The organism is Chroococcidiopsis sp. CCALA 051 (assembly GCF_003015105.1).
Classification (GTDB): Bacteria; Cyanobacteriota; Cyanobacteriia; order Cyanobacteriales; family Chroococcidiopsidaceae; genus Chroococcidiopsis; species Chroococcidiopsis thermalis.
The window spans coordinates 13,155-38,951 of record NZ_PYCI01000044.1 but is presented as its reverse complement, the minus strand read 5'-3'; the positions used below and the strand labels follow the sequence as shown (position 1 = coordinate 38,951).

Annotated in this window: 25 protein-coding genes and 1 tRNA gene; 11 read left to right on the top strand and 15 right to left on the bottom strand. The window is 43.4% G+C overall.

The window, feature by feature from the left end; all coding sequences use genetic code 11:
* Positions 1–30 precede the first annotated feature (30 nt).
* Positions 31–411, bottom strand: a complete 381-nt coding sequence (locus tag C7Y66_RS13050; RefSeq protein WP_015155198.1) for a hypothetical protein — start codon at positions 409–411, stop codon at positions 31–33.
* Between the two features lie 98 nt (positions 412–509).
* Here C7Y66_RS13050 and wecB point away from each other — a divergent pair, with 98 nt between their 5' ends.
* A complete protein-coding gene (gene wecB, locus C7Y66_RS13045; RefSeq protein ID WP_106545909.1) occupies positions 510–1,610 on the top strand; it encodes a non-hydrolyzing UDP-N-acetylglucosamine 2-epimerase in 1,101 nt (366 codons plus the stop codon).
* 6 nt (positions 1,611–1,616) lie between these two features.
* On the top strand, positions 1,617–2,405 hold the full coding sequence (locus tag C7Y66_RS13040) for an S-adenosyl-l-methionine hydroxide adenosyltransferase family protein (protein WP_106545908.1): 789 nt from the start codon (positions 1,617–1,619) through the stop codon (positions 2,403–2,405).
* 131 nt (positions 2,406–2,536) lie between these two features.
* Here the strand turns inward: C7Y66_RS13040 and glgA are convergent, their stop codons facing one another.
* A complete protein-coding gene (gene glgA, locus C7Y66_RS13035) occupies positions 2,537–4,015 on the bottom strand; it encodes a glycogen synthase GlgA (RefSeq protein WP_106545907.1) in 1,479 nt (492 codons plus the stop codon).
* Positions 4,016–4,530: 515 nt separating this feature from the next.
* Between glgA and C7Y66_RS13030 the strand changes: the two genes are divergently transcribed.
* From C7Y66_RS13030 to C7Y66_RS13015, 4 genes are all read left to right on the top strand, one after another.
* Positions 4,531–4,920: a hypothetical protein gene (locus C7Y66_RS13030; protein WP_106545906.1), complete on the top strand. Its 390-nt coding sequence runs from the start codon at positions 4,531–4,533 to the stop codon at positions 4,918–4,920.
* Positions 4,921–5,047: 127 nt separating this feature from the next.
* Positions 5,048–5,923: a M48 family metallopeptidase gene (locus C7Y66_RS13025; RefSeq protein WP_106545905.1), complete on the top strand. Its 876-nt coding sequence runs from the start codon at positions 5,048–5,050 to the stop codon at positions 5,921–5,923.
* Positions 5,902–5,985: transfer RNA gene (locus C7Y66_RS13020), tRNA-Leu, on the top strand. Before C7Y66_RS13025 ends, C7Y66_RS13020 begins: the two co-directional genes overlap by 22 nt.
* Before the next feature lie 37 nt (positions 5,986–6,022).
* Positions 6,023–6,232 (top strand): hypothetical protein, encoded by a 210-nt coding sequence (locus C7Y66_RS13015; RefSeq protein ID WP_015155192.1) that lies wholly within the window; start codon positions 6,023–6,025, stop codon positions 6,230–6,232.
* 73 nt (positions 6,233–6,305) lie between these two features.
* Here the strand turns inward: C7Y66_RS13015 and C7Y66_RS13010 are convergent, their stop codons facing one another.
* The 8 genes from C7Y66_RS13010 to kdpA all read right to left on the bottom strand — a co-directional run bounded on the left by C7Y66_RS13010 (position 6,306) and on the right by kdpA (position 16,066).
* Positions 6,306–8,012, bottom strand: a complete 1,707-nt coding sequence (locus tag C7Y66_RS13010; protein WP_106545904.1) for a GspE/PulE family protein — start codon at positions 8,010–8,012, stop codon at positions 6,306–6,308.
* Between the two features lie 456 nt (positions 8,013–8,468).
* Positions 8,469–9,173 carry a Nif3-like dinuclear metal center hexameric protein gene (locus C7Y66_RS13005; protein ID WP_106545903.1) on the bottom strand — a complete coding sequence of 235 codons (705 nt, stop codon included), beginning with the start codon at positions 9,171–9,173 and terminating at the stop codon, positions 8,469–8,471.
* Positions 9,174–9,270: 97 nt separating this feature from the next.
* Entirely contained in the window at positions 9,271–10,035 is a 765-nt protein-coding gene (locus C7Y66_RS13000) for a rubrerythrin family protein (protein WP_106545902.1), read from the bottom strand.
* Positions 10,036–10,168: 133 nt separating this feature from the next.
* Complete coding sequence (locus C7Y66_RS12995) at positions 10,169–11,272, bottom strand: universal stress protein (protein WP_106545901.1); 1,104 nt, start codon at positions 11,270–11,272, stop codon at positions 10,169–10,171.
* A 74-nt stretch (positions 11,273–11,346) separates the two neighbouring features.
* Entirely contained in the window at positions 11,347–11,949 is a 603-nt protein-coding gene (gene kdpC / locus C7Y66_RS12990) for a K(+)-transporting ATPase subunit C (protein WP_106218050.1), read from the bottom strand.
* Entirely contained in the window at positions 11,949–12,209 is a 261-nt protein-coding gene (locus tag C7Y66_RS12985) for a potassium-transporting ATPase subunit F (RefSeq protein ID WP_106545900.1), read from the bottom strand. Before C7Y66_RS12985 ends, kdpC begins: the two co-directional genes overlap by 1 nt.
* 16 nt (positions 12,210–12,225) lie before the next feature.
* Positions 12,226–14,322 (bottom strand): potassium-transporting ATPase subunit KdpB, encoded by a 2,097-nt coding sequence (gene kdpB, locus C7Y66_RS12980; RefSeq protein WP_106545899.1) that lies wholly within the window; start codon positions 14,320–14,322, stop codon positions 12,226–12,228.
* A 61-nt stretch (positions 14,323–14,383) separates the two neighbouring features.
* Positions 14,384–16,066, bottom strand: coding sequence for a potassium-transporting ATPase subunit KdpA (kdpA, locus tag C7Y66_RS12975; RefSeq protein WP_106545898.1), 1,683 nt, complete (start codon positions 16,064–16,066; stop codon positions 14,384–14,386).
* Between the two features lie 456 nt (positions 16,067–16,522).
* Between kdpA and C7Y66_RS12970 the strand changes: the two genes are divergently transcribed.
* From C7Y66_RS12970 to C7Y66_RS12960, 3 genes are all read left to right on the top strand, one after another.
* A complete protein-coding gene (locus tag C7Y66_RS12970) occupies positions 16,523–17,596 on the top strand; it encodes a sensor histidine kinase (RefSeq protein WP_370143939.1) in 1,074 nt (357 codons plus the stop codon).
* A 2-nt stretch (positions 17,597–17,598) separates the two neighbouring features.
* The gene (locus C7Y66_RS12965; RefSeq protein ID WP_106545896.1) at positions 17,599–18,270 is read left to right on the top strand and encodes a response regulator transcription factor; all 672 of its coding nucleotides are present in this window, start codon (positions 17,599–17,601) and stop codon (positions 18,268–18,270) included.
* A gap of 118 nt (positions 18,271–18,388) precedes the next feature.
* Complete coding sequence (locus C7Y66_RS12960; protein WP_106545895.1) at positions 18,389–19,324, top strand: ParA family protein; 936 nt, start codon at positions 18,389–18,391, stop codon at positions 19,322–19,324.
* Between the two features lie 33 nt (positions 19,325–19,357).
* Here C7Y66_RS12960 and C7Y66_RS12955 read toward each other — a convergent pair whose 3' ends face one another.
* Positions 19,358–19,597, bottom strand: coding sequence for a hypothetical protein (locus tag C7Y66_RS12955; RefSeq protein ID WP_106545894.1), 240 nt, complete (start codon positions 19,595–19,597; stop codon positions 19,358–19,360).
* A gap of 324 nt (positions 19,598–19,921) precedes the next feature.
* Here C7Y66_RS12955 and bioF point away from each other — a divergent pair, with 324 nt between their 5' ends.
* On the top strand, positions 19,922–21,106 hold the full coding sequence (bioF, locus tag C7Y66_RS12950) for an 8-amino-7-oxononanoate synthase (RefSeq protein WP_106545893.1): 1,185 nt from the start codon (positions 19,922–19,924) through the stop codon (positions 21,104–21,106).
* A gap of 71 nt (positions 21,107–21,177) precedes the next feature.
* Here bioF and C7Y66_RS12945 read toward each other — a convergent pair whose 3' ends face one another.
* The 3 genes from C7Y66_RS12945 to C7Y66_RS12935 are packed head-to-tail and all read right to left on the bottom strand — an operon-like array spanning position 21,178 to position 22,188.
* On the bottom strand, positions 21,178–21,633 hold the full coding sequence (locus C7Y66_RS12945) for a GNAT family N-acetyltransferase (protein ID WP_106545892.1): 456 nt from the start codon (positions 21,631–21,633) through the stop codon (positions 21,178–21,180).
* Complete coding sequence (locus C7Y66_RS12940) at positions 21,634–21,834, bottom strand: hypothetical protein (protein WP_015155177.1); 201 nt, start codon at positions 21,832–21,834, stop codon at positions 21,634–21,636.
* A 48-nt stretch (positions 21,835–21,882) separates the two neighbouring features.
* Entirely contained in the window at positions 21,883–22,188 is a 306-nt protein-coding gene (locus tag C7Y66_RS12935; RefSeq protein WP_199197415.1) for a hypothetical protein, read from the bottom strand.
* A 64-nt stretch (positions 22,189–22,252) separates the two neighbouring features.
* On the opposite strand from C7Y66_RS12935, the gene C7Y66_RS12930 reads away from it, so the two are divergent.
* The gene (locus C7Y66_RS12930; RefSeq protein ID WP_106545891.1) at positions 22,253–24,409 is read left to right on the top strand and encodes a Tex family protein; all 2,157 of its coding nucleotides are present in this window, start codon (positions 22,253–22,255) and stop codon (positions 24,407–24,409) included.
* 248 nt (positions 24,410–24,657) lie between these two features.
* Here C7Y66_RS12930 and C7Y66_RS12925 read toward each other — a convergent pair whose 3' ends face one another.
* The gene (locus tag C7Y66_RS12925) at positions 24,658–25,596 is read right to left on the bottom strand and encodes an exopolyphosphatase (protein WP_106545890.1); all 939 of its coding nucleotides are present in this window, start codon (positions 25,594–25,596) and stop codon (positions 24,658–24,660) included.
* Positions 25,597–25,797 lie beyond the last annotated feature (201 nt).

Sequence of the window (25,797 nt, the reverse complement as noted above, 5' to 3'; positions counted from 1 at the left end):
CGATAAGTAGCTAACGATATACTATCGAGTCTATTGGGAATAACCTTGTCTTTTATAAGCAAAATAACGATTTAAATCTTTGCTACTTGCCATATAGACGGGAATAATAGCGCTGAGAACGATCGCGATTGAACTTCCAACGATCGAAATAGTAGAAAGCCTTGAACTCAGTGCCACAATCACTGCGATTAGACTGACAACAAACAAACTACAGATACCAATTAGAAGCCATTTTGCCCATTTTCGCCCCTGCATCACAAAATACATCACGACAATTGTTAGTAAGATACGACCGATAGCCCACCTGTCCCGTACTGCGATCGCTAATGTAACGTCTAAAATGCAGAGTAGTAAAAACATAGCGAGTAATTTATTTCGAGCTTGCATAGCTGCTCGGTCGAGCTGAGTCATGGTTTTTGTAGTAAGGGTAAGACATTGATATTTACTGTACGATAAATGACCGTTGACCAATTACCATTGACCAATGAACCACTAGCAAAACCAGCTCAATGAAAAAAGTCTGCATTATCTTAGGCACTCGCCCGGAAGCAATTAAGCTAGCACCAGTGATTCAGGTGTTTCAACACGCGCCTCAGTTTGATACCCAAGTTGTTCTAACCGGACAGCATCGAGAAATGGTTGCTCAAGTCATGCAACTATTCAACCTTAAGGCAGATGCAGATTTGGAAATTATGCAATCGCAACAATCTCTGAGCGATATTACTTGTCGCAGTCTGCGAGGATTGGAAACCCTGTTTGAACAGCAGCAGCCGGACTTAGTTTTAGTTCAAGGGGACACGACTACGGCTTTTGCAGCTGCTTTGGCAGCATTCTATCAAAAAATTCCGGTAGGACATGTAGAGGCGGGACTGAGAACAGACAATATCTACGATCCATATCCAGAGGAAGCGAATCGCAGATTGATTTCTCAGTTGGCACATTTGCACTTTGCCCCCACGCCGCAAGCAGTAGAGAATTTGCAACGTTCTGGCGTTTTAGGAGAAATTCATCAAACGGGTAATACGGTCATTGACGCATTGCTATCGGTAGCAGAACAGCAACCAGCTTGTCAGATCGATGGTTTAGAGTGGGACAAATATAGAGTTTTATTAACTACAGTGCATCGGCGAGAAAACTGGGGCGAACCGCTTCAGGGAATTGCCCAAGGTTTTTTGCAGATACTAGAAAAGTTTGAGGATACAGCTTTATTGTTGCCATTGCATCGCAATCCGATCGTGCGCGAACCGCTACAAGAGATTTTAGGTCAGCATCCGAGAGTCTTCTTGACAGATCCGCTAGATTATGGAGAATTAGTAGGGGCGATCCAGCGATCGCACTTGCTTTTAACCGATTCTGGTGGTTTGCAAGAAGAAGCACCGAGTTTGGGTAAACCAGTTTTGGTCTTGCGTAAAACGACAGAAAGACCTGAAGCTGTGACGGCTGGAACGGCAAAATTGATTGGAACTCAAACAGAAGAAATTGTGATGGCGGCGGCTGAGTTGTTAAGTCACCCAACTGCATACGAAAAAATGGCAACAGCTATTAATCCTTTTGGAGACGGACACGCAGCGGAACGAATTTTGCAGGCTGTGACCAATTACATATGCTAATAACTTATGCAAATTAACCTGATTGCAGATTATGGAAATGGCGACCCAGCTTTTGCTGAAGTTACCCAACGGCTATTGATGTCGTTACCAACAGCGCAAATTCATTGGGTTTCCGTACCACCATTCAGTACCCTAGCCACTGGCTTTTGGGTGGCTCAACTCGGACTGAATCCCGGTACAGCAGAAAGGCTAATTTATCATAATTGTGCGCCGCGCCAGGACGACGCACAACCCAGGAAAGATAATGAAGGGGAAGGACTGACATACGTACTGTTACCCAACAACGTCAAAGTTGTGGGAGTTAATGCAGGTTATACTCTGTCTTTCATTAAGTCGGCAGCACAGACGATCAAAATTGTCAAGGTTTCTCGCGGCGGTTCGCAATTTCGATCGCGAGACGTATTTCCTCAAGCAGCAGCAGCGATCGCCTCTGACGACTTAAGTTTGTTAGGCGACGAGTTAGATCCGCAGCAGATTCCCGATCCACCAAGCGATCGCGTGGCGTGGATCGATGGCTACGGTAACATTAAAACTACCATTTCCGCCGATCGCGTCAACTTAGAACCAGAAACTAAGGTAACGATTCGGGTAGGGGATACGATCAGCGATGCGGTATATTCGGATGGTAGTTTCCGCGTTCCCGAAGGGACGCTGGCATTCGCACCAGGAAGTTCTGGCTGGCAAGATCCGAATGGGAGAGAAATTCGTTGGATGGAATTATTTCTACGTGGGGGCAATGCCTGGGAGAGATTCGGCAGACCTCGGATCGATCGCGTCGTGACTTATAGCAAGTAATGGGTAATTGGTAATTGGTAATGGGTAATTGGTAATTGGTCGTATTACTGTAGGGGCGGGTTTTTCAAAGATCTCTGTCAATTACGAAGAGATTGAAAAACCCGCCCTCAAAGGATTGACTGGGTAAGCAATTATTGATGCCGAATGCGATCGTAAATTTTCAGATATTCCGTGCCTGGATGGTTCCAAGAGTAGTCGTATGCCATGCCTTGTAGGGCAAGCTGGCGAAACTCTTGAGGATGGTTGTACCACAAACCAATCGCCCGATCCATTGCCGATTCTAAAGCACCGTAATCGGTCTGATAGAAGACGTAACCGTTACGTTCTTCTGGAGATTTGTTGGGATCGTAGTCGCGATCGAAGACTGTATTTACTAACCCACCAACTCCGCGCACGATCGGTACAGTACCGTATTTCATCCCAATTGTCTGCGTCAATCCGCAAGGTTCGTAATTACTGGGGACGAGAATCATGTCAGCGCCAGCATAGATTAAATGAGATAACTCTTCGTTAAAACCGAGTTCTAAATGGCAGTCGGGGTTATCGTTTAAAAAGTTTTTCTCATGTTTGAAATGAGCGTTGATTCCTGGTTCTGTCGCCGAACCTAGTAAGACGAACTGCGCTTCTCTCTGGAGAGCATAATAGATCGCGTGATGGACGAGGTGAACCCCTTTTTGATTATCTAATCGACCGATGTAGGCGATAACTGGTTTTTTTGGTTCGTCGCGCAGTAAAAGCCGTTCTCGCAAAGCTTTTTTGTTATAGACTTTTTGCTCAAAATCGTCTGAGTTGTAATTAAAAGGTATGTATCGGTCTACTTCTGGATTCCAGAAATCGTAATCAATCCCGTTGAGAATGCCGCTAAATTTATCTTGATGCTGGTGTAGGGTATGACCTAGACCACTGCCAACTTCTGTATAATGAGCTTCCCAAGCATGGTTAGGCGATACAGTCGTGACAGCGTTAGAGTAGACAATCCCCCCTTTCATCAGGTTGATGGCAAAGGGATTGAAATTATCTTGTAGCTTGTCGTATTGGAAGTAATACTCTGCCTGATTCAGTCCTGTTGCTTGTAAGACTTCGTTTCCAGCAATCCCTTGGTGTTTGAAGTTGTGGATCGTGTAGCAAACTCGTTGGTTCCCCATGCCATGATATTTGTAGATTTCATACAGCATCACGGGTACTAGCCCTGTTTGCCAGTCGTGACAATGAATCACATCGGGGCGCTTATTACTCTGGTGCAGAAACTCTAAAGCGGCTTTGCTGAAAAAAGCAAATCGCATATTGTCATCATTACAACCGTAATAGCAGCCGCGATTGAAGAAGTCATCTTGAGAATGCGGTTCGATAAAGAAACAAACTCGCCCGTGTACCCAACCACAGTAGACAGAACAGTGAACTCTACCGTCGTACCAAGGAACCCATAAGTCGCGGTAGGCATCGTGCAATCCCCATATGTGGTCGTAGCGCATACAATCATATTTGGGCAGGATCAGCTCGACACTGTTTCCCCGAATCTCTAATTCCCGACTCAGCCCGTAGACGACATCGCCTAAGCCGCCTGCTTTGATAACGGGAGCGCATTCAGAGGCAATTTGCACGACATACATCTTTAACTTTCTCCTCGCTTAACAGCTTAATAAAAGTTCATTTTTATATTTCATCCATTATATGAAAAATGTACTCATTGACAATAGCTGACGTAAGTGATAGCTAATCGTGTTTTAGTCATGGTGATTGTTATAGGGTTTTGGAGAGTTGACAGTTGACGGGAAATGTCACTCTCCGCACATGATGGCTTGTACTGAAAGAACAGTTAATAAAAATGTAAGGTATCGTCATACATTTCTCTCGTTAGATAGAAGACAGCTTTTTCCGATTTTTTGAAGTAAAATTTTGTGAAAATGTTTGAACCAAGTTAACAATTACTGATTTACTAATAGCCAGGAAAATACAGAATAAGCTAGGCTGAAACTGAGCCACAATTAGCACTTCTGCATGATTGAATGCGATCGCCTGCCTTCATTGATATTAAAAGTTGAGCGAGATAAAAAATGTGGCAGATGTGACGCAAAGTTGGTAAAAAAATCTCAAAAATGTTGGTAAGCAGTATGGAAATTAAGTTATGAAACTGATTTACAACAAAGAAAAACCAACCGCAATTGAAAAGGCTGAAATTGAAAATACCTTAATTGAGATGTGCGATCCTCAAACGAGGGCTTTGTTACGTCTGGCTGTAGATTTTAACGTTTGGTCTTGCGAACAATCCAACCGCCCTAAGCTGATGGTACACTGCAAAAGCCGCGAAGTGACGGCAGCAATCGGTTCCAGGCAAGAGATCCTCAAAAAACTACTTCAGCGCATCCTCGGTTGCGAGGTGACAATGGAAATCTACTACAACATTCCTGAAGGACTCGTGTACTTCGACACTGAAGGCGCAGTTGCACCCGCGAAATGGTATCTTTGCAATCGCAAAGATTGCGGTTCGATGAAAATTCCTCTACCGGATTGTTGATAGTTATCAGTGTAGAGACGTTACATGTAACGTCTCTACACTGATAACTGATGGCTGGTCACTGATAACTAATAACTGACAACTGTTAAGATCGCATCTACATACTACAAACTGGTTCGCAATACTCATGTCTTCCCTCAAGACGCAGTTAGTTGGGCTTAAAGCAGATTCTTTTCGTCATCCTTTAGACTTAGAAGCAACTAAAGCACTCAAACAAATTCCTGGTGTCGATTTGCTGGTGCGAAATTTATTGGGACAATTGGCAGAACAATTTTTCTATATTGAAAATATTGCCTCAAGTATTCTGGTGAGCGATCGCCAATTACCGCAATATCATCAACTGTTAATAGAAGCGTGTCGGGTTTTGGATCTGGAACCGCCGCAATTATATGTCAGACAGCACCCAGTCCCCAATGCTTACACTTTTGCTATGCGAGGTAAGCAACCATTTATTGTCATGCACACTTCACTGCTCGATCTGCTGACACCAGAAGAAGTGCAGGCGGTGATTGCTCACGAATTGGGTCATCTCAAATGCGATCACGGTGTCTATTTGACGCTAGTGAATTTAATTGTCCTCGCAGCCGGACAACTGCCTAATGTGGGTCAGTTACTCGTCCAAACCCTACAGGCGCAACTATTAGAATGGGTACGCTGTGCTGAGTTTACCTGCGATCGCGCTGCCTTGCTAGCGACTCAAGACCCCAAAGTTGTGATGTCGATATTGATGAAACTCGCTGGTGGTTCTCCCGTTCTGGCTTCCCAGCTCAATCTCGATGCTTTTATCGAGCAAGCGCGCGCTTACGACAATATTAGCAATACCGAAATTGGCGAAATGCTGAAATCAGCTCACTCCTCTCAACTCACTCATCCCGTGCCAGTCTTACGTGCTAGAGAGATCGATCGCTGGGCATCTAGTCGCGAATATCAAAACTTGTTAGAAAATACAAAAATAGATTACAATGGTAAAGCTGAAAAAAAGGGCGGGTGGCGAAACTGGTAGACGCACTTGACTCAAAATCAAGCGGGCTTAAACCCATAGGAGTTCGATTCTCCTCCTGCCCATCAGCACAATACCAGAAAAGCTGCAAAGGAGCAGAGTATGCGACTCAAACGATGGGAGTCGCCCCGTCGCGAAGGTAGAAACGACAAAGGTAGAGGCGGTGCGGCAAGAGCCAGACAACTGAAGAAACAGGCGCAGATGATGCGTCAAAGACTCAAAGAAGGCGATAAAGCCGAAGATAGTAAAAATAACCGCAAGAAAGAGGGGAAGGAAAACAAAAATCCTTCCCCTCTTTTTTTAAATATGTAGGGGGCGCGCACACATTATGTAAGGGCGCACAGCTGTGCGCCCCTACATTCAAATGAAATACATACCGCGATCGCTATTGCATTCTCCCCAATTCAGGCAGCTTGCGCCCGTTTAATTCATATTCCGATTCAGCCAAGCTATCACTGGCAAAATGGTTGTTGTACAAAGCACAACGAGGTAGGACGCGCAAGACTTCTTGTACGGTGGTCAACCCAGCCATTACCTTCTCTACCGCTGCCTTGCGGAAAGATGCATAGTTAATCTCTCGTAGGTATCGCTGTAACTGGGTCATCGTACCTTCGTAGATAATATCGCGGATGCGATCGTCTACGTCGATCAATTCGACAACTGCTTCCCGTCCCAAAAATCCAGAATTGAAGCACATCGAGCAACCTCGACCTTTACGCCACGTATCAGTACGTATGTCTCGTCCCAATCCCAGCACTTTCAAATCTGTTTCTGTAGGGGTATAAGGCTCGCTGCAATGGGGACAAACGCGACGTACCAAACGCTGAGCCACCACTCCCAACAACGCATCGCTCAACAAACCAGGATCTATACCTAAATCCTTCAGACGCGGAATTGCCCCGAGTGCATCATTCGTGTGGAGCGTCGTAAATACCAAGTGTCCGGTTAGCGCTGCTCTGACTGCGGTTTCTGCCGTTTCGCTATCGCGAACTTCACCCACCATGATAATGTCTGGATCTTGACGCAAAATTGCCCGCATCCCTGCGGCAAATGTCATCCCTGCGGCTTCGTGGACTTGAGTTTGAGTAATTCCTGGCAGGACGTACTCAACCGGATCTTCTACCGTGACGACGTTAACGTGTTCTTTAGCAACATTCTGCAAACTCGTATAAAGTGTACTAGTTTTACCGCTTCCCGTGGGACCTGTCAGAATAATCATGCCTTGGGGTTGCTCTAACCAAGCTTTGTAGGCGTTCATCGTTTCTGGAACAAAGCCCAGGTTGCCCAAGTGAGTAAAGGGATTTTCTCGGGGCAAGAGGCGGATAACTGCTTTTTCGCCATTGACGCAGGGCAGGGTACTGACGCGCATGTCCATGTTGAGTTCTGCTTCATCGCCTGAAGCATACTTTTCCTCAATCCTGCCATCTTGCGGGCGGCGGTGTTCGGCAATGTCCATGTTGCACATCACCTTCAACGCCATCACGACGCGGCGGCTCATTGTTATTGGTAGGGTGGTAATGTCACGTAGCACGCCATCAATTCGATAACGCACTCTCAAGCCATCTACCATTGGCTCTAAGTGGATGTCGCTAGCTCGGTTGCGTAATGCTCCAGAGATAATAGTTTTGATCCGCTCGATTTGATCGCCAGCTTTGCTTAAATAAATTTCTGTAGTTTCGCTGATGTCTTCTTGCTCTAGTTGTCCCGTAATTGGGTTAACTATGGGCATAGAGCTGATCCGATTGGGATTGAGGCTTTGAGAGTGAAACCAAGTACGGTAGCTTTTGTCTGCAATGGGGACGACTTCGATTTGGCTACCCGTGCGCTGTTGTAGTTGGGCTAGCGTTTCTGAGTCGAGGGATACGGGCGAACCGAGATAGTAACATCCACGCCACAATAGCAAGGGAATAGCTGGAGGCAAGGAAGTTTTATCGGGAAAGTGGCGCAAAAATCTGCTACTAACTTCCTTATCTAGTAGTGTTTGGTTGACAATTCCTTCATTATCTACTAGAAGGGCGATCGCATCATTACAGCTCAATTCGTTCTTTTTGAGCCGTTGCCAAGCGGAGGTAATGTTTGGGGAAGCTTGCATGATTCCTCTGTAAAAGATTTGTGTAGCAGCATTGATAGATATTGCACGCCAAACACTTCAAGCAAAACTATAAATTGCCCAACTTGCCGACGCTAGGGGATGTTCTCGAATTAATTTACTAACATAATTTAATGAACTTATAAAAATTCCTTCATAAACTTATCTTCACTTTCATTCAATCTTCAAGCGGACTTTTACTGTAACTTCATTTTATTTTTTATACCAACTGCTCGTTACTTCCGTGAATGTACAGTTATATTCTAGAAAAATCTCGTCCAAATATGAGTTTGATTATAACGTTTTTGACCTACTGAAGTCACATTTTTTACATCGAATTTAAGCATATACGTATGAGAAAATATTACCGCCAAATCCGATCGCGTAATTAGTTTCGTTGTTGATAAGAAAGTAGTGCGTAGTGCGTGAGTTAAATTATTCTTCCCTACTCCCTGCTCCCTACTCCCTTTCTTCACCGATGACTGATAACCCAGACCAGCGATCGCGCAACAGTCCGGCAAGGGATTTTAAACCCCATTGTTCGCAACGGCGATGTCCCACTGCGATCGCACTAATTTCCGTTTCCTTCAAAGCTTCAACGGCTGGCTGCCGCATTTGTCCAGTGACATACAAATTAGCGCCGCGTGTCGCAGCTTCCCTAACTAGTTCATCGTTCATTCCTCCTACAACTGCTATACGCGAAACTTCTACTGTTTTACTTAGATGTACTTCTTCTAGTCCGCCAAAAATTTCGGTAATGCAATGTAAATATTCCGCGATCTTTTGCTGAGGTATGTTACCAATTGCACCAATCGCTCGCCCTTGTTTTTCTCCCAGTACCTCCAAGTCTGACATAGATAATACATTCGCTAGACGGGAATTAAACCCCAATGTCATGCACTCGTCAAATGCCAAGTGATAGGATAAGATCCCAATATCTGGCAATAATTCCGCTTGGAATTTCCAAGGACGATGGAGAAACAGTGCATCCAATTTTTGTTTCTCCACCCACTGGGATAAATTTTCCCCCGGCTCTAAAGCTAGTCCTATTCTACTAATTGGGCGCGGTGATGGTATGTAAACACCACCCCTTTCAGAAGCAGAATAGCGCTCGATCGCAAAAAAGCGATCCAGAAATTGAGCTAAATCGTTTAAGTAAGGCATGGAGGTCAGTTCTTAGTAGCTAGTGATTGGTGGCTAGTGACTAGATAAAGATTCTAGCTACTAGCCACTAGCCACTCACAAATGACAAATGACCAATTTAAACGGCTGCTAATTCTTGCGGTTGAGAGTCGGCTGGCGTTTCGGCGGGAGCGCCTTCTGTTACTAAAGAACGTGGTTTGTCTTTGCCTTGAAGCATATTGCTGGTAAATGCGATGAGAGCATTGACTTTGCGGGTGCGCCACTCGTCTACGAGTTGTTGCACTTGGTTTGCAGGCATTCGCCGCATCATGGCTTCATAGAGGTAGTTGGCGTGACCAGTTTCATCTTGAGCTACGCTCAGAAGGCTCTTTTTCAGGTTACGGCTAGTTGGTTCGTCTTCAGGTAATACATTTGCCATGCGGACGAAATCTTTGCTAGCATCCAACTCTAAAATGTAGGTGCTAGCTAGAAATACATTCCACTCCATATTTTCCGGCTTAAGCTGCTCTGGGGAGTAGCCTTTGAAGAAAGCATCAAAAAAGGGACTGCGCTGCTGTTCCTTCGGTTTTTCCTCTGGCGTTTTTTCGCGCTCCCGCTTGAAATCGATGACTTGTTTATTCAGTTGTTTCAAAGCATGGGCGAAAATTTGACCGTGCCTAGTTTCATCAGCTGCGTGTTTTGCCAGTTTCTCAGCCAACCACTCATCGCCTTCTACGCCAGCACGTTGACTCAATTTTGTCAAGAAGGGAACCGAGCCTGATTCTGCTAATTGGAAGCCAGCGAGAGTATTGGGACGTGTGAGGGGATCGCGGATTTGTCGAGCAGTATAGTACGCGATCGCACCCGAACCTACCACATGGAGAACGTAAGTTAAAAAGTTCATGCCTGCTGCATCTGGAAGATTTCTCTGTTTTATCCTAGTACATTTGTTGGGGAGCAGGGAGGTAAGAGAGCTGCTCTTGAGCTGAGGAGGCGCAAGGTTGCTGAGGGAGAAAAATGACTTACGACTTACGACTTCATAATGGTTCTTTTTTGTCGGTTGCGATGATGTGCAGATCGATATTTTTAAGTAGGCGGACTAATTTTTGAGTTAAGGAGCCTTTCAATAAGATTTTCCAACGAGATCGTTGGCTTTCCCCAATGACGATTTGCGTGACATGATACTTACAGGCTACATCCGCGATCGCTTTGGCAATGTCATGATTCTTGACGCGAATAAATGTACCGCCAAATTCTTGACACAATTTTTCACAAGTCTCGACGTGTAGGCTTTCTTCCCTAGTGAGGAATTTATCTGGATCTTCCACAAACACAACGTAGAGTGGTGCATTCATGTAACCAGCAATTCTTGCCCCTCGTCGCAAGAGCTGAACGGAGTTAGGATAAGTAGAGACGCAGACTAAAACCCGTTCGTGAATGTTACAATACTGTCCGTCTAGGTCATTGCCGTTGTTACGGGCGCTCAGTTCTAGGGCATCGTCTTCAACGTTATCGGCGACTTCTCTTAGTGCTAGTTCGCGCAAAGCGATCAAATTGCGGCGTTGGAAAAAGTTTTGCAAACATTGGTCAATTTTGTTAGAAGCGTAAATTTTACCTTCTAACAATCTTTCTTCTAAAGTTTCTGGCGTGACATCGACTACCACCACCTCATCTGCTTCGTCGAGTAGGCGATCGGGAACGCGCTCTCGTACTACAATTCCTGTTATCCGCGCTACGAGATCGTTAAGACTTTCGAGGTGTTGAATGTTGACAGTAGAGTAGACATCAATTCCCGCTCTTAAAATATCTTCTACATCCTGATAGCGTTTTTCGTGGAAGGAACCAGGGACATTCGTATGAGCGAGTTCATCTACTAATACTAACTGAGGCGATCGCTTGATAATTGCCTCTGTATCCATTTCTGTTAATGTCATACCGCTACGCATAATGTGTTGGCGCGGTACGATCTCTAGTCCTTCAGCTTTTTGTGCTGTTTCTTTCCTTCCGTGGGTTTCTAGCAATCCAATAATAATATCAATTCCTTCTCGCTTCAAAGCATGACCTTCATCTAGCATTCGATAGGTTTTTCCTACCCCAGGAGCCATACCAATAAAAATTTTATGCTTACCTTTTTTCGCCATTTGTCATTTGCCATTTGTCAGTAGTGAGAAGTTAGTAGTTGATAACTTTTGACTTTTAACTTTTGACTTTTGACTTACGACTTCCCCTTTGTGATTTCCAAAACATCTAATTCTTGATTTAGCTTTAATACATTAACTCCAGGTTCGCCAAATATGCCCAAAAATCTACCTTGAGTATGCTTATTTACAAAAGGTACAATTTCATCAGTTGAAAAATTCCGTGCTTTGGCAACTCTTACTAACTGTGCTTCTACTGCTTCTAATGTAATATGAGGATCTAAGCCAGAACCAGAGGTATAAACCAGATCGGCAGTGGGTTGAATACCGTTCTCTTGCAACTGTTTGGCTTGTGCTTCAATTCGTTTGAGTAATTCAGGATTGCTAGGAGCTAAATTACTCGCACCAGATACACCAGTGGATGCAGTTTCTGTGCTAGTACTATAGTCAACTGTACTAGGACGACTTTGAAAATATCTTTCAGATGTAAATGGTTGACCAATTAAAACCGAGCCTACAGGTTGATTTTCCAAATTTACCACTATGCTGCCATTAGCTTGACTTTGCAAAAATGGTAATTGCCCCACTAAGAGAATTAAACCGGGATAAATAACTGCTGTTAGTACCCACAGCGCCAGAGTTAGACGAATTCCTCGCAGAATTTCTCGAAATATAGACATTAGTATCGCTCCGGTCGAAATACGACATCAAATAAATAAATTACTAGTGCCAATGTTATGAAACCTAAAATTCCTAGTGCATAGGCTTGGGTTCGTTGCCATGTTTCATCTGTGGCTGCATATACTATTGGAGCGAGGATGGCGTTAAGAGATAAAACGAGGAAAATGACGAGGGGTAGTTTGGGACGGATACATAAATTGGTAGTTGGTAGTTGGTAGTTGGTAGTTGGTAATCGATTTAATATTGTCTGTCGTTTCATTTCTTTGTACTCCTTGTCAGGCTAATCCCACTGCTGACACCAAAACATCAATTAACTTAATTGCAATAAATGGTGCAATTACCCCACCTAAACCATAAATTAGAATATTTCGCTGTAGCAACTGATTTGCTGATAGCGGACGAAACTTTACACCCTTCAAAGCTAGAGGAATTAGAGCCGGAATAATCAAAGCGTTGTAAATTAATGCTGATAATACAGCTGAGTTTGTGCTAGTTAATCCCATCAGATTCAAGCTTTGTAAATTAGCTGAAGCAAAAATGACGGGGATAATTGCAAAATACTTAGCGATATCATTGGCAATAGAAAAAGTTGTCAGCGCCCCACGGGTAATTAGCAGTTGTTTACCAATAGTCACGATGTCAATTAGCTTTGTTGGATCGGAATCTAAATCGACCATATTCGCTGCTTCTTTCGCCGCCTGAGTTCCTGAATTCATCGCAACTCCCACATTTGCCTGTGCTAATGCTGGCGCGTCATTCGTTCCGTCTCCTGTCATGGCAACAATTTTGCCTTGCGCTTGTTCCCGTTGAATTACCTCGATTTTGTCTTCGGGTGTGGCTTCGGCAATAAAGTCATCTACCCCAGCTTCTTGAGCAATTACACTAGCAGTAATGCGGTTATCTCCAGTTAACATGACTGTGCGTACACCCATGCGCCGCAACTGATCGAAGCGATCGCGTATACCTGGTTTGACGATATCCTTGAGGTAAATTACACCGTAGATTTCGCCATTGAGTGCAACTGCTAAGGGCGTACCACCTAATTGAGAAATGCGTTCGTAGGCTGTATCGAGTTCGGGGGTTTCGCGTCCGCTACGGGAACGCACGAACCCTTTAATCGCGCCTACCGCACCCTTACGCACCTCACTCCCATCGGGTAAATTCGTCCCACTCATACGGGTTTTAGCAGAAAATTCAATTCCTTCAGCAAGGTTGCGATCGAAGTCTACTGTTGCTCCCAATCTTTCTGCAAGGCGGACGATTGACTTTCCTTCCGGTGTATTGTCAAACACGCTGGCTGCTAACGCCACTCGCGCAATGTCATTCATCGTATGACCGTTGACAGGCACAAACTCCTCTGCCAAACGGTTGCCTAGCGTGATCGTACCTGTTTTGTCCAAAATGAGAGTGTTGACATCGCCGCAGGCTTCTACGGCGCGTCCAGAGGTGGCTATGACGTTAAATTGTGCCACCCGATCCATACCTGCAATTCCGATCGCGCTCAATAAACCGCCGATGGTAGTTGGGATGAGTGCGACTAACAAGGCAATCAAAATTGCGATACTGACGGGACTATTTACATAGCTAGCAATTGTTGGTAATGTCGCTACAACAAACAGAAACACCAACGTTAAAACTGCTAATAACACCGTTAAAGCAATTTCATTGGGAGTTTTAGCGCGTTCCGCCCCTTCTACCAGGGAAATCATGCGATCGATAAAGCCTTTACCAGGATCGGCTGTAATGCGGATACACAGTTCGTCGGAGAGAATGCGTGTCCCACCCGTGACGGAACTTGCTACGTCCGAACCTGGTTCTTTCAATACGGGTGCGGATTCCCCCGTAATTGCCGATTCATCGACTGAAGCTACACCTGCTAACACTTCACCATCAGCGGGAATAATATCGCCAGCCACCACCTTAACCATATCGCCGCGATGCAGTTGGGTAGAAGAAATTTCTTGAATCGATCCATCGGGTAAAAGTTTTTTGGCGATCGTATCTGATTTTGTCGATCGCAAAGCATCGGCTTGCGCCTTGCCTCGTCCTTCTGCCACGGCTTCAGCAAAATTGGCAAATACTACAGTAAAGAATAAAATTAATGCGATTAACCCATTAAAAAATCTCAGGTTTTCGCCTTGAACTGGACCAAATAAATTGGGATCGAATGTCATCAAGACGGTGATAATTGTTCCTACATAAACCACAAACATGACGGGATTTTTTAACATCACTCGTGGCTTAAGCTTGACAAAAGATTCTTTCATTGCTCTTTTGTAAAGTCCTTGAGTGTTGACTTTAGGTGTATGCTTGCGATCGCCGCGAGGTCCTTGCGGTCTAGGACGTGGAGGTTTTGTAGAGGTTACATCCATATAATGTGGTGCGTGGTGCGTGATGTGTAATGCTTGCTAGGGGCGCACAGTTGTGCGACTACTAGCTGCCAGATGCTAGCTGAAATCCTTCGGCAATTGGTCCCAAGGCGAGAACGGGGAAGAATGTGAGGACACCTAAAATTAGAATTACACCAGCCGTAACGCCAGTAAATAGCAGGGTGTCGGTTCTCAAAGTACCTGTAGTTTCTGGAACTGGCTGTTTGCGTGTCATGCTGTCGGCTAATAGCAACAAGGCAGTAATTGGTAAATAGCGTCCTGCTAATAAGCTGAAACAAGCACTTAAATTCCACCATAAAGTAGCATCCCCCAATCCTTCAAAACCGGAACCATTGTTAGCTGATGCTGAGGTATATTCGTAGACAACTTGAGAAATACCGTGAAACCCAGGGTTGCTAATTCCTGCAAGCGTATCGGGAAAGGCAAGAGTAATCGCGCTAGGAATTAAAATCGCGATCGGGTGGACGAGTAAAATAACGCTAGCGAGAACGATTTCTCTTTTTTCAATTTTGCGTCCTAAAAATTCTGGGGTTCTACCTACCATTAAACCTGTGAGAAACACGGTCAAAATTAGGTAAACGAACAAATAAGCCGTTCCCGTTCCTTGACCACCCCAGACCATTTGCACGAACATATTAAATAGGGTAGAAAAGCCGCCACTTGGCATCAGAGAATCGTGCATTCCGTTGACTGCACCGCACATCGTTCCTGTAGTTAAAACTGCCCACAATGCTGTTTCTGCCCAACCAAATCTAACTTCTTTGCCTTCTAAGTTGGGACTATCACCAATTAAATTATTTACTAGAGGATTACCTTGGTATTCGCCTACTCCTGTCACCACAACTAGCGTGACAAAAATGATAAATACCATCCAAAACAGCAACCACCCTTGCTTTTTATTATTTGCAAAAATGCCGTATGTGATAATTAAAGCAGCGGGAATAGATACCATCGCTAGTATTTCTACTAAATTAGTAAAAGCATTTGGATTTTCAAATGGATGAGCGGAATTGATCCCAAAAAAGCCACCGCCATTTTCTCCCAGTTGCTTGATAATTTCAAAATGAGCAACCGGTCCTCTGGCAATAACTTGAGTTGTACCTTCTAAAGTTGTAACTGTAGCTGGTGCTGCTAAAGTTTCTGGAACGCCTGCCATGAGTAATGCGATCGCCCCAATTATGGAAATTGGCAGTAAAATTCGCGTAATCGATCGCACCAAATCGACATAGAAGTTTCCTAAAGGTCTACCTGTTAAACCGCGAATAAAGGCAATTCCTACAGATAATCCAGTGGCGGCTGAGGTAAACATCAGAAATCCTAAAGCTAGCATTTGACTAGCATAACTAAATGTTGTCTCGCCAGAATAATGCTGTTGATTGGTGTTAGTAACGAATGAGATGGTTGTGTGCAGTGCTAAGTCCCAACTCGGTGCTTGTAAGTTGGTCGGATTTAGGGGTAAGATTCCCTGCAACATGAAGATGAGGTAAACAAAAATGCCCATGACGATGTTGCTGTAAAGTATCGCCTGAGCATATTGCCATCCAGTCATATCACTCTTGGTAGGAATGCCACCTAAAGCGTAGATGACACGTTCTATAGGCTTCGCTACTGGATCGAGAAATGTTTTCTTTTCTAAGAAAACGGAGGCAATGTAGCTACTAAAAGAAGGGGTAATAGCTACCAAAATAATTAGTGTTATTGCGATTTGAAGAAATCCTTGCCACATATATATTTAAAATTGATATGTTTGATAGCAAAGTAGGTTTTATTTACCTTATGCTTGAGATTCTGCTGACTTCATCTTGTAGAGTAGGCTCACCACCTGCTAATATCAAGAGTTTTTTCTGTTCCAAACTATAGCAACATAATTATTTGAGCAGTCTGCTAAATATTTATGACTTGTAATAACTTAGCTGATGTTACTTAAATTCTACAATTGAGTTTAGATATAAGTTTTATATTGCTACTGTTTAGACAATGACAATAAAAATAGCAGCGATCGCATAGAGCAGACTATATATATAATTTATTCTCTTGCTATATCTGTCGGTATAGTTAGAACTAAACACTGACTAAACACTACCTCCAGTAGAGACAAACAGTAAGATATATCGGAGATTGCCTAGATTGTCTCGTTAAAGATGACAAAATAATAATTAAAGAATCGAACGAGGATAAGACCATCGCACTTCACAAAAACTTTAGCTGGAGTTCGCTGTGGCAAGTTATTAGCCTATTTGTAGTAGTGCTGATACTAGAGTTCGTGACTCCTGTAGATTATGTCTTTGGCTATCTTTACACGGGACCAATCCTAATTTCAGCTTCCCGCTTGGGTAGGAAAGCAACATTTTACACTACTCTTGCTGCTGTAGGACTGACAATTTTAAATTTATGGCTGCCTGGAGATGAGATTGCAAAAGCTTCAACGATCGCTAGTCGGATCATTGCCGCGATCGCTCTGATTGTGACAGGAATCTTGGGCGATCGCAACCATCAATACGAAATTGCGATCGCTTCTCAACAAGCTAAATTACAGTCTCAGGAACAGTTAGCTAGAGTGAGAGAAGATTTTGCCTCTACGCTTACCCACGACTTGAAAACTCCGCTACTCGGTGCGATTGAAACTCTCAAGGCTTGGGAACAAGGAAAATTTGGTACGGTTACGCCTACCCATTACAAGATTTTAGAAAAGATGATCCGTTCGCATCAGTCTACACTACAACTGGTGGAAACCTTGCTAGACGTTTATCGCAATGATACGGAAGGATTGCAATTACAACTAGCGCCTGTGGATTTAGTCACAATAGCGCAAGCAGCGATCGCCTCCTTGACAGATCTCGCTGCTTCGCGTCAAGTTTATATTAGTTTGGGGTACGGAGACTCAGATTTTCGTCGTGCCATGTGGGTTCAGGGTGATGCGCTGCAATTAGCGCGGGTGTTTACCAATCTCCTCACAAACGGAATTAATCATTCCCGTCGCGGTGGTAAGGTAGAAGTGGTATTTGAATCTCAGGCGGAATATTGTCTTGTCAAAGTTTTGGATAACGGTTTGGGAATTACTGCCGCACAATTACCACATCTATTTGAACGATTTTATCAGGGACATAGCGATCGCCAAGCGAAAGGTTCTGGTTTGGGACTATACTTAACACGGCAAATTATTTCCGCGCATGGCGGTACAATTTGGGCAGAGAATCGTTTGCCTCAAGGCGCGCTTTTCTGTTTTCGTTTACCAGCTTTGTCAGTTTATACATAAGAATGTCTCCTTCCTTACGGTTACTCCTGGTTGAAGATGACGAACTCTTTCGCCTTGGTTTAGAAGTCAAATTGCAACAAGAATCAGGTATAGAAATCGTTGCTGAAGCGGAGGATGGGGAAACAGCCGTAGAAATGGTACAGCGTCACGCCCTCGATGTGGTATTACTCGATGTAGGATTACCTGGAATTGGCGGTGTAGAGGCGTGTCGGCAAATTAAACAGCAAAATCCCCAGTTACCAGTTTTAGTCTTAACTTCTCATTCTCAAAAGTCTTTGATTGCGCGGTTGATTGCCGCAGGAGCAGCGGGTTATTGTTTGAAAGGGATTGCTGCCGAGACTTTGATTTTAGCAATTCGTTCGGTGGCTGCTGGTGCTTCTTGGTGGGATCGCACGGCAACGACAGAGATTCGCACTACATTCGATCGTAACTCAGATACGGGTGAGGCGATCGCCACTCCAGCAGAATCAACTTTACCACTGACGCAACGGGAACAAGAGATTTTAGCTTTGATTGCGGCGGGTAAGTCTAACCAAGAAATTGCTTCTACCCTGTACATTACTCCTGGTACGGTTAGGGTACACGTCCATACCATTATCCAGAAATTAGGAGTACGCGATCGCACCCAGGCGGCGGTGTTGGCAATTCAGAAAAAATGGATTGCTGGCGGGTAATGCTTAAATCACTAAATTTCATAAAGATATTCAAACAATTTTCTCCCATTTGTGCAAGTGCAGCTAAGCTATTCGGAGATTCAAACCGACCAAGAGCTGTATAGCGAGGATGTCAAATATGACCTATACGATCGCCACTGCTAACATGAAAGGAGGTGTCGGCAAAACGACTCTCAGCGTCAATCTAGCCACAGCACTAGCAAAAGAGCATGGTAAGCGAGTATTGATTTTTGACTTAGATACTCAAATTAGCGCCACTCTTAGCTTGATGGCTCCCACAGAGTTCGCTAACTATAGAAAAAGAAAACGCACCCTCAAAAATTTTATCAATCAAATTATTCAACCAAACTCTCAAGCCAGACTTCCGGTTCAAGATGCAATTCATCGTTCGGTCTGTAATATTAATAACCTGGATTTGTTGCCAGGAGATATTGAGTTATATGACGAATATATGGTAGCAGAGATGCTACATGAAAAAGCTTTTGAAGTCGATCGCTTAGATTTTGAAGTTGTCTGGAATCGGTTTGAAAGAACTTTGCTCAAACAGATTTTACAGCCAATTATATCTGATTATGACTGCATTATTTTCGATTGCGCTCCTGGTTACAATCTCATGACTCGTAGCGCTCTTGCTGCTAGCGATTTCTATATTTTACCAGCTAAGCCCGAACCCCTATCAATTGTAGGAATTCAGTTACTAGAAAGACGCATTGCCGAATTGAAAAAAAGCCATGAAGTTGAGGCTGCAATGGGAATTCAACTCATCGGCATTGTGTTTACAATGGCTGGTAATCTATTTACAGGTAGATACCAAAGGCAAGTCGTACAGCGGATCAATCAGGATTTTACCTCTGATAAAATCTTTAATACTCAAATTCCAATGGATGTCAACGTTGCGAAAGCAGTTGATAGTTTTATGCCCGTAGTTTTAAGCAATCCTCACTCTGCTGGAGCCAAAGCTTTTAGTCAGCTAACTCAGGAGTTCGTTCAGAAGTTAAACGTAGCTCAAGAGCAAAAAACTCAGCCGATGAATCCTAGTTTTGCCACTATTTAAAATAGTCAGGTGCGTTATTAACGCACCCTCCGACTATCCTTTAGAAATTTTTCCTTCAAGAATCACTCTGTTAGCGATCGCAATTAATGTTTCTGCAACCTCATCGCGACTCATTAAGTTAACCAAACCAATAATTGAACCAGATAAACAGCTATTATCAATAACTACATTTAAGCCTGAGTGTTCGCCAATCAACCGCTGTACTAACTCAGCTTTATCTTCTAGTGGCAAACTTTCTGCAAGAGGCAGAACTTCATCTAATGTACGTTTCATGTTACCGTTTGAAGCCACAACGCACCTTTTGTTTTCTAAGTGAAAATTGAATATGAGATCATCCTAGAATGAGGCTGATTTTTATTTAACCGCAAATTCACTGGTTTATTCTGCACTTGTGCAGCTGTCTCCGCATTCCTACTTAGATGTTACTAGGTATTTGTTGGTATATTCTCAGGTGAGAAGATGCGATCGCCTATTCTAAAGGTATATCGGTAAGGTTACTGAATTGCTGAGATGAAACACGTAACCTGTGGTAGGGGCGCACAGCTGTGCGCCCCTACAAGTATCATGCTGTATAGAATATTTACGTTCTCATCCCCCATGTCAAAAGATCCTTATGCTTGGATAGAACAATCTTTAGCAACCATCCACAAAGCCGATTGGTATCGTGCCGTACAGACAATTGACAGCCGCCCTGGTGCTATTATCCGAATGGAAGGGCGATCGCTGATTAATTTTGCTAGTAACGACTACTTAGGGTTAGCAGGGGACGCACGGTTAATTCAAGCAGCTATAACGGCTACGCAGATATACGGTGCGGGAAGTACGGGTTCTCGTCTACTTAGCGGACATCGAGAATTGCATCGAGAATTGGAACGAGCGATCGCAATTCTAAAACAAACTGAAGATGCTGTAGTTTTCAGTTCGGGATATTTGGCAAATTTGGGTACAATTGCGGCTTTAGTTGGCAAACGAGATCTAATTCTTTCAGACCAATACAATCATTCTTGCTTAAAAAATGGAGCGATTCTCAGCGGTGCAACAATTATTGAGTATCCCCATAACGATATTTTATTTTTAAAAACCCAGTTAGAACAGCGCGATCGCTACCGTCGTTGTTTAATTATGACTGATAGCGTCTTTAGTATGGATGGAGATTTATGCCCGTTACCAGAATTAATAGATTTAGCAGCTCAATTTAACTGTATGCTATTAATTGATGAGGCTCACGCTACCGGAGTTTTTGGTAAAACTGGGGCTGGTTGTGTAGAATATTTTAATCTTACTAGTAGCCCGTTAATTCAAGTTGGCACGCTGAGCAAAGCTTTGGGAAGTTTAGGCGGTTACGTCGCAGGTTCAGCCGCTTTAATTGATTTTCTACGCAACCGTGCGGCTAGTTGGATTTATACCACAGCTCTTTCTCCTGCCGATACTGCGGCTGCGATCGCGGCAATTTCTATTGTACGAGAAGAACCAGAACGCAGACAGCAACTTTGGCAAAATATTAATTATTTAAAACATTTAATGACTCAAGAATTACCGCAATTAAAATTATTACCTTCTGAGTCGCCAATTTTGTGCTTGCAATTAGCAGATGCAGCCACGGCTTTAAAATTTGGTTCAAATTTGAAAGAGTCGGGAATTTTTGCGCCAGCAATTCGTCCTCCTACCGTACCGACAAGTAGAATAAGATTTTCTGTGATGGCGACTCATGAATTGAGTCAGATTGAGCAATTAGTAGAAATTTTGTGTCAGCTTAATTCTCAGGTGCATTTCAAGATCTAGTTTTGTGTCGCGCATCAGCCGTAGGCGAAGCGTAGCGTTAGACGCAAAGACACAAAGAAGAAGATTTTAAATTACAAATCCTTTGTCATAAAAACACTGTTTGGATCTTCTTTATATTTAGAAAAAGGCGCACAGTTCTTAAAGCCGTATTTCGCATATAAATTGCGTGCTGGCTCAAAAAAAGGCATCGATCCAGTTTCTAAACTTATACGCCGATAACCTCGTAGCTTCGCTTCGTTCAAGATATGCTGAAGTAGCATTGATGCAACACCTTTCCCTCTATATGAGGTTGTTGTACGCATCGACTTAATTTCAGCATGGCTTGCATCTAATTCTTTCATTGCACCACAGCCTGTTAACCTACCATCATCCCACACCGTCCAAAATGTAATTTGTGGTTTTCTCAACCCTGCCAAATCTAGAGCATGTTTACTTGCAGGAGGCGAAACGGACTTCATTTCTCTGATATGTTCTTCCAAAAACTCAGCAATTTCAGAGCTAGAAAGATCGTCGATTTTTATGTTCATTTATATTTCCATTTGTCTCCTTTTCTGCTGCTGTCGCGTCCGATAAGCGGATGATGGACTATTGCGAATATCTGCTTCTGCACTTGCGATCGCGCGATCGAGTAACTCATTCAACTCGTCAAACTGACGACAAACTTCCTTTAACTTCTCAACAGATCGCTTTCTGGTTTCTGGATCGGGTATTCTAGGTTGGTTACTCATGGCAAATTCCAGTTCCTTTTGACATCCATAATACTTGCTGCTGCTGAATCAACGTAGGCTTGTGTCTGCTCTATCGATTGCTCCAGTAAATAAATTTAGCGTAGCAGAACTAGCTACTGGTTGAGCCTCTGCCACTCTTAACAAAAGAGTGTAGAGTCGAGTGTAAGCAGATGTCGATCTCTCCCTAATACTTTGGAGTTCTTCTAGTTCTGGTCTTGTTTCCTCCACTTCTCCAAACCGCTCAAAGATGGCTGCATCTGTAGCTGTAGCTTCGTCGATGCGTTCTAGCAGTCGTCGTTGCAAGCTAAAGATAGTAGAAAATGTTTCATCGGGTAATTTCGCCACTTCGCTCACCGTTGCACTTTTGAATCATATGGCATATTACCTTTAAGAGAGACTGCATAAACTGACTGACTCGATGGTAAACATTCCCCAACTACTAGCTCAAGAACTGACTCTCAAACCCTTCCAGGTGCAAAGCGCACTCGAACTGATGGCGGAGGGTGCGACAATTCCATTTATTGCTCGTTACCGTAAAGAACGCACGGGGGAGATGAACGAAACCCAATTGCGGGAACTAGCTGACAGACACGCTTACCTAACAGAACTAGAAGAAAGAAAAGCAGCAATTTTAAGCGCGATCGCCTCTCTTGGTAAACTGACAGAGGAACTACAGGCAAAAATCACCGCCTGCTTGCAGAAAACTGAATTAGAAGATTTATACCTTCCCTATCGCCCCAAACGCCGCACCCGCGCTACGGCGGCGCGAGAAAAGGGATTAGAACCACTCGCCGAGTGGATTAAATCTCTCAATGTCAAAAACGCCCCCATCGTACCTTTAGAAACAGAAGCAGTAAAATATATTTCTGAGGAAAAGGGAGTTAAGTCAAAGGAGGAAGCGCTTAAAGGTGCAGCTGATATCTTGGCAGAGGAAATTGCTGAAAAAGCCGAATTACGCGCTTACATCCGCGAATATTTACTCAACGAAGGGGTATTTGTCTCGCGAGTCAAGGACGATTACCCCGAAGGTACGACAAAATTTGAAATGTACCGCAACTATCAAATTCGAGTTGAAGATATCGCACCGCACAATCTACTCGCACTATATCGCGGTGAAGCCGAAGGAATCTTGGATTTCGATCTCAGTTTTGATGAAGGGGTGGTATTGTCCTATCTAGAATCGCAGGAAATTCGCACGAAGAACCCCAGTTTGAGGAAATTCTACCACGATTTACTCAAAGATGGATGGACGCGATTGATGAAAGAGTCATTAATTAGTGCCGTCCGTAATGAGAAAAAAAGCTTTGCCGATGTTGAATCAATTAAAACTTTTGAGGCAAATTTACGCGATTTATTGTTATCCAGTCCAGCCGGAATGCGTCCGACACTGGCGATCGATCCTGGATTTAGGACGGGATGTAAGGTAGCCGTACTATCGCAAACAGGGCAATTTTTGGCATATCAAGCAATTTTTCCCCACCAATCAGCAGCAGCGCGATCGCAAGCAGCACAAACTGTTAAGCAATTGTTGGAAAAATACCGAATTGAGTTAATTGCGATCGGTAACGGTACGGCAGGACGAGAGACGGATGAATTTATTTCAGAAGTCTTGCAGACGGTGGAACGCCAACCAATTAAGGTGATGGTTAATGAATCGGGCGCATCGATCTATTCTGCCAGTCAAGTTGCGATCGCGGAATTTCCCGAACTTGATATTACCGTGCGCGGTGCAATTAGTATTGGCAGACGCTTGCAAGATCCGCTAGCAGAATTAGTTAAAATCGATCCCAAATCAATTGGTGTGGGACAATATCAGCATGATGTAGACCAAAAACTTTTGAAGCAAAAGCTAGAGGAAACCGTAGAAAGTTGCGTGAACTACGTAGGCGTAGACCTTAATACTGCTTCTCAGGAGTTACTGGGTTATGTATCTGGAATTACGACAACAATTGCCAATAACATTGTTGCCTATCGGAATGAAAACGGTGTATTTAAAAATCGTCGCCAGTTACTCAAGGTAGCCAAATTAGGACCAAAAGCCTTCGAGCAAGCTGCCGGATTTTTACGGATTCGAGGTGGAGAAAATCCTTTAGATAATACAGCCGTTCATCCGGAAAGTTATAAAATTGTGGAGGCGATCGCTAACGACTTAAACGTATCATTAACTCAAATTTCTCAAGTTGCATCTAAGCTCAAAGGAACGAATCTGAAAAAATACGTGACTGAAACTGTAGGCGAACCAACATTAAGAGACATTATCGGCGAATTAGAAAAACCCGGCAGAGATCCTAGAGCTGAATTTAAATATGCTACATTTCGAGAGGATATCAAAGAAATCTCCGATCTCAAATCGGGCATGGAATTAGAAGGAATCGTCACTAACGTAGCCAACTTTGGCGCGTTTGTAGATATTGGCGTACACCAAGATGGTTTAGTTCATATTTCTCAACTAGCCGATCGCTTTGTGGACGATCCGAAAAAGTTTGTCAAGGTTGGACAAATTGTCAAAGTGCGCGTATTAGAAATTGACGTGCAGAGAAAACGAATTGGGTTGTCAATGAAGTTAAATAAATAAAACGTAGGGGCGGGTTTACCAACAATCTTTATCTTCTCACGAGGAAATCGATAAACCCACCCTACCAAGACCCATTAATTCCTACATATTGTATTAAATTTGCGATCGCAGCAACATTTATCAAAATGCGTCAATTTTTACAGATCTGCTGGGGTGAGGTTATCAATAAACTGCAAGTATTTCAAGTATTTTTGGTGAACCCACCCCTACACGAATATGATATTCAAACCAATAAAATCAAATTTAAATTACTCGTTCGCCTTAATTTGGCTAAGGATTTCCCTTAATGTTTCATCCACTACTTCATGCGCGACTTGACAAGTTCCAGCGTTGGCATGACCACCACCACCATACTTTAACATCAACTCGCCAATATTAACTTGAGAACTGCGATCGAAAATCGATTTACCAACTGCAAACACTGTATTTTGTTGCTTCAAACCCCACATGACATGAATTGAGACAGTACACTCAGGATATAAAGCGTAAACCATAAACCGATTTCCCGCGTAAATAGTCTCTTCTTGCCTCAGATCTAATACAACTGTTTTGTCACGAACAGTCGCACACTTTTTAATTTGTGCTTGAAATTTAGCTTCGTGTTCGCGATAAACATCGACCCTTTCTTTCACGTCAGGAAGATTTAAAATCTCGTCAATCGTGCTGTCTTTACAAGCATCGATCGAATTCATCATTAAATCGTAATTAGAAATTCTAAAATCTCTAAATCTACCTAACCCCGTTCTCGCATCCATCAAAAAATTCAGCAGTACCCAGCCTTGAGGTCGTAAAACTTCCTCTAAAGTAAATTGAGCTGAGTCCGCTCGATCAACTGCTGTCATCATCTCTTGGGAAATATGAGGGAATTTTTCCGCTCCACCAAAATAATCGTAAACAACTCTGGCAGCAGATGGAGCGTTAGGATCGATGATATGAGTGGAGGAGCGATCGCGATTTCTCAGCGTTTCGCTAAAATGATGGTCGAAGGCTAAATACGTACCTTCAACATAAGGTAAATTTGTAGTAATATCATGATTAGTAATTTCAATTTTGCCATCTTGCATATCTTTCGGATGGACGAACTTAATCTCATTGATTAAATTTAAACTTTTTAGTAAAACAGCACAGACGAGACCGTCAAAATCGCTTCTCGTAACTAATCGATACTGTTGGGCTTTTAGTAACATAGTAATCTTGACCTCTTGAGTAAGCGTTCAAAGGGATTTGCATAGACAGCACGCTTATTGGTTTCTAGCTATGCTCGATCTAGTTTTCCCAGGAATTTGCTTAAATAAACAAATAAGAAGGGAGTCGGGAGTCGGAGGAAGAATTCACGCATTCACGCATTCAAAATTATCTAGCCACCAGCCACTAGTCACTAGCCACTC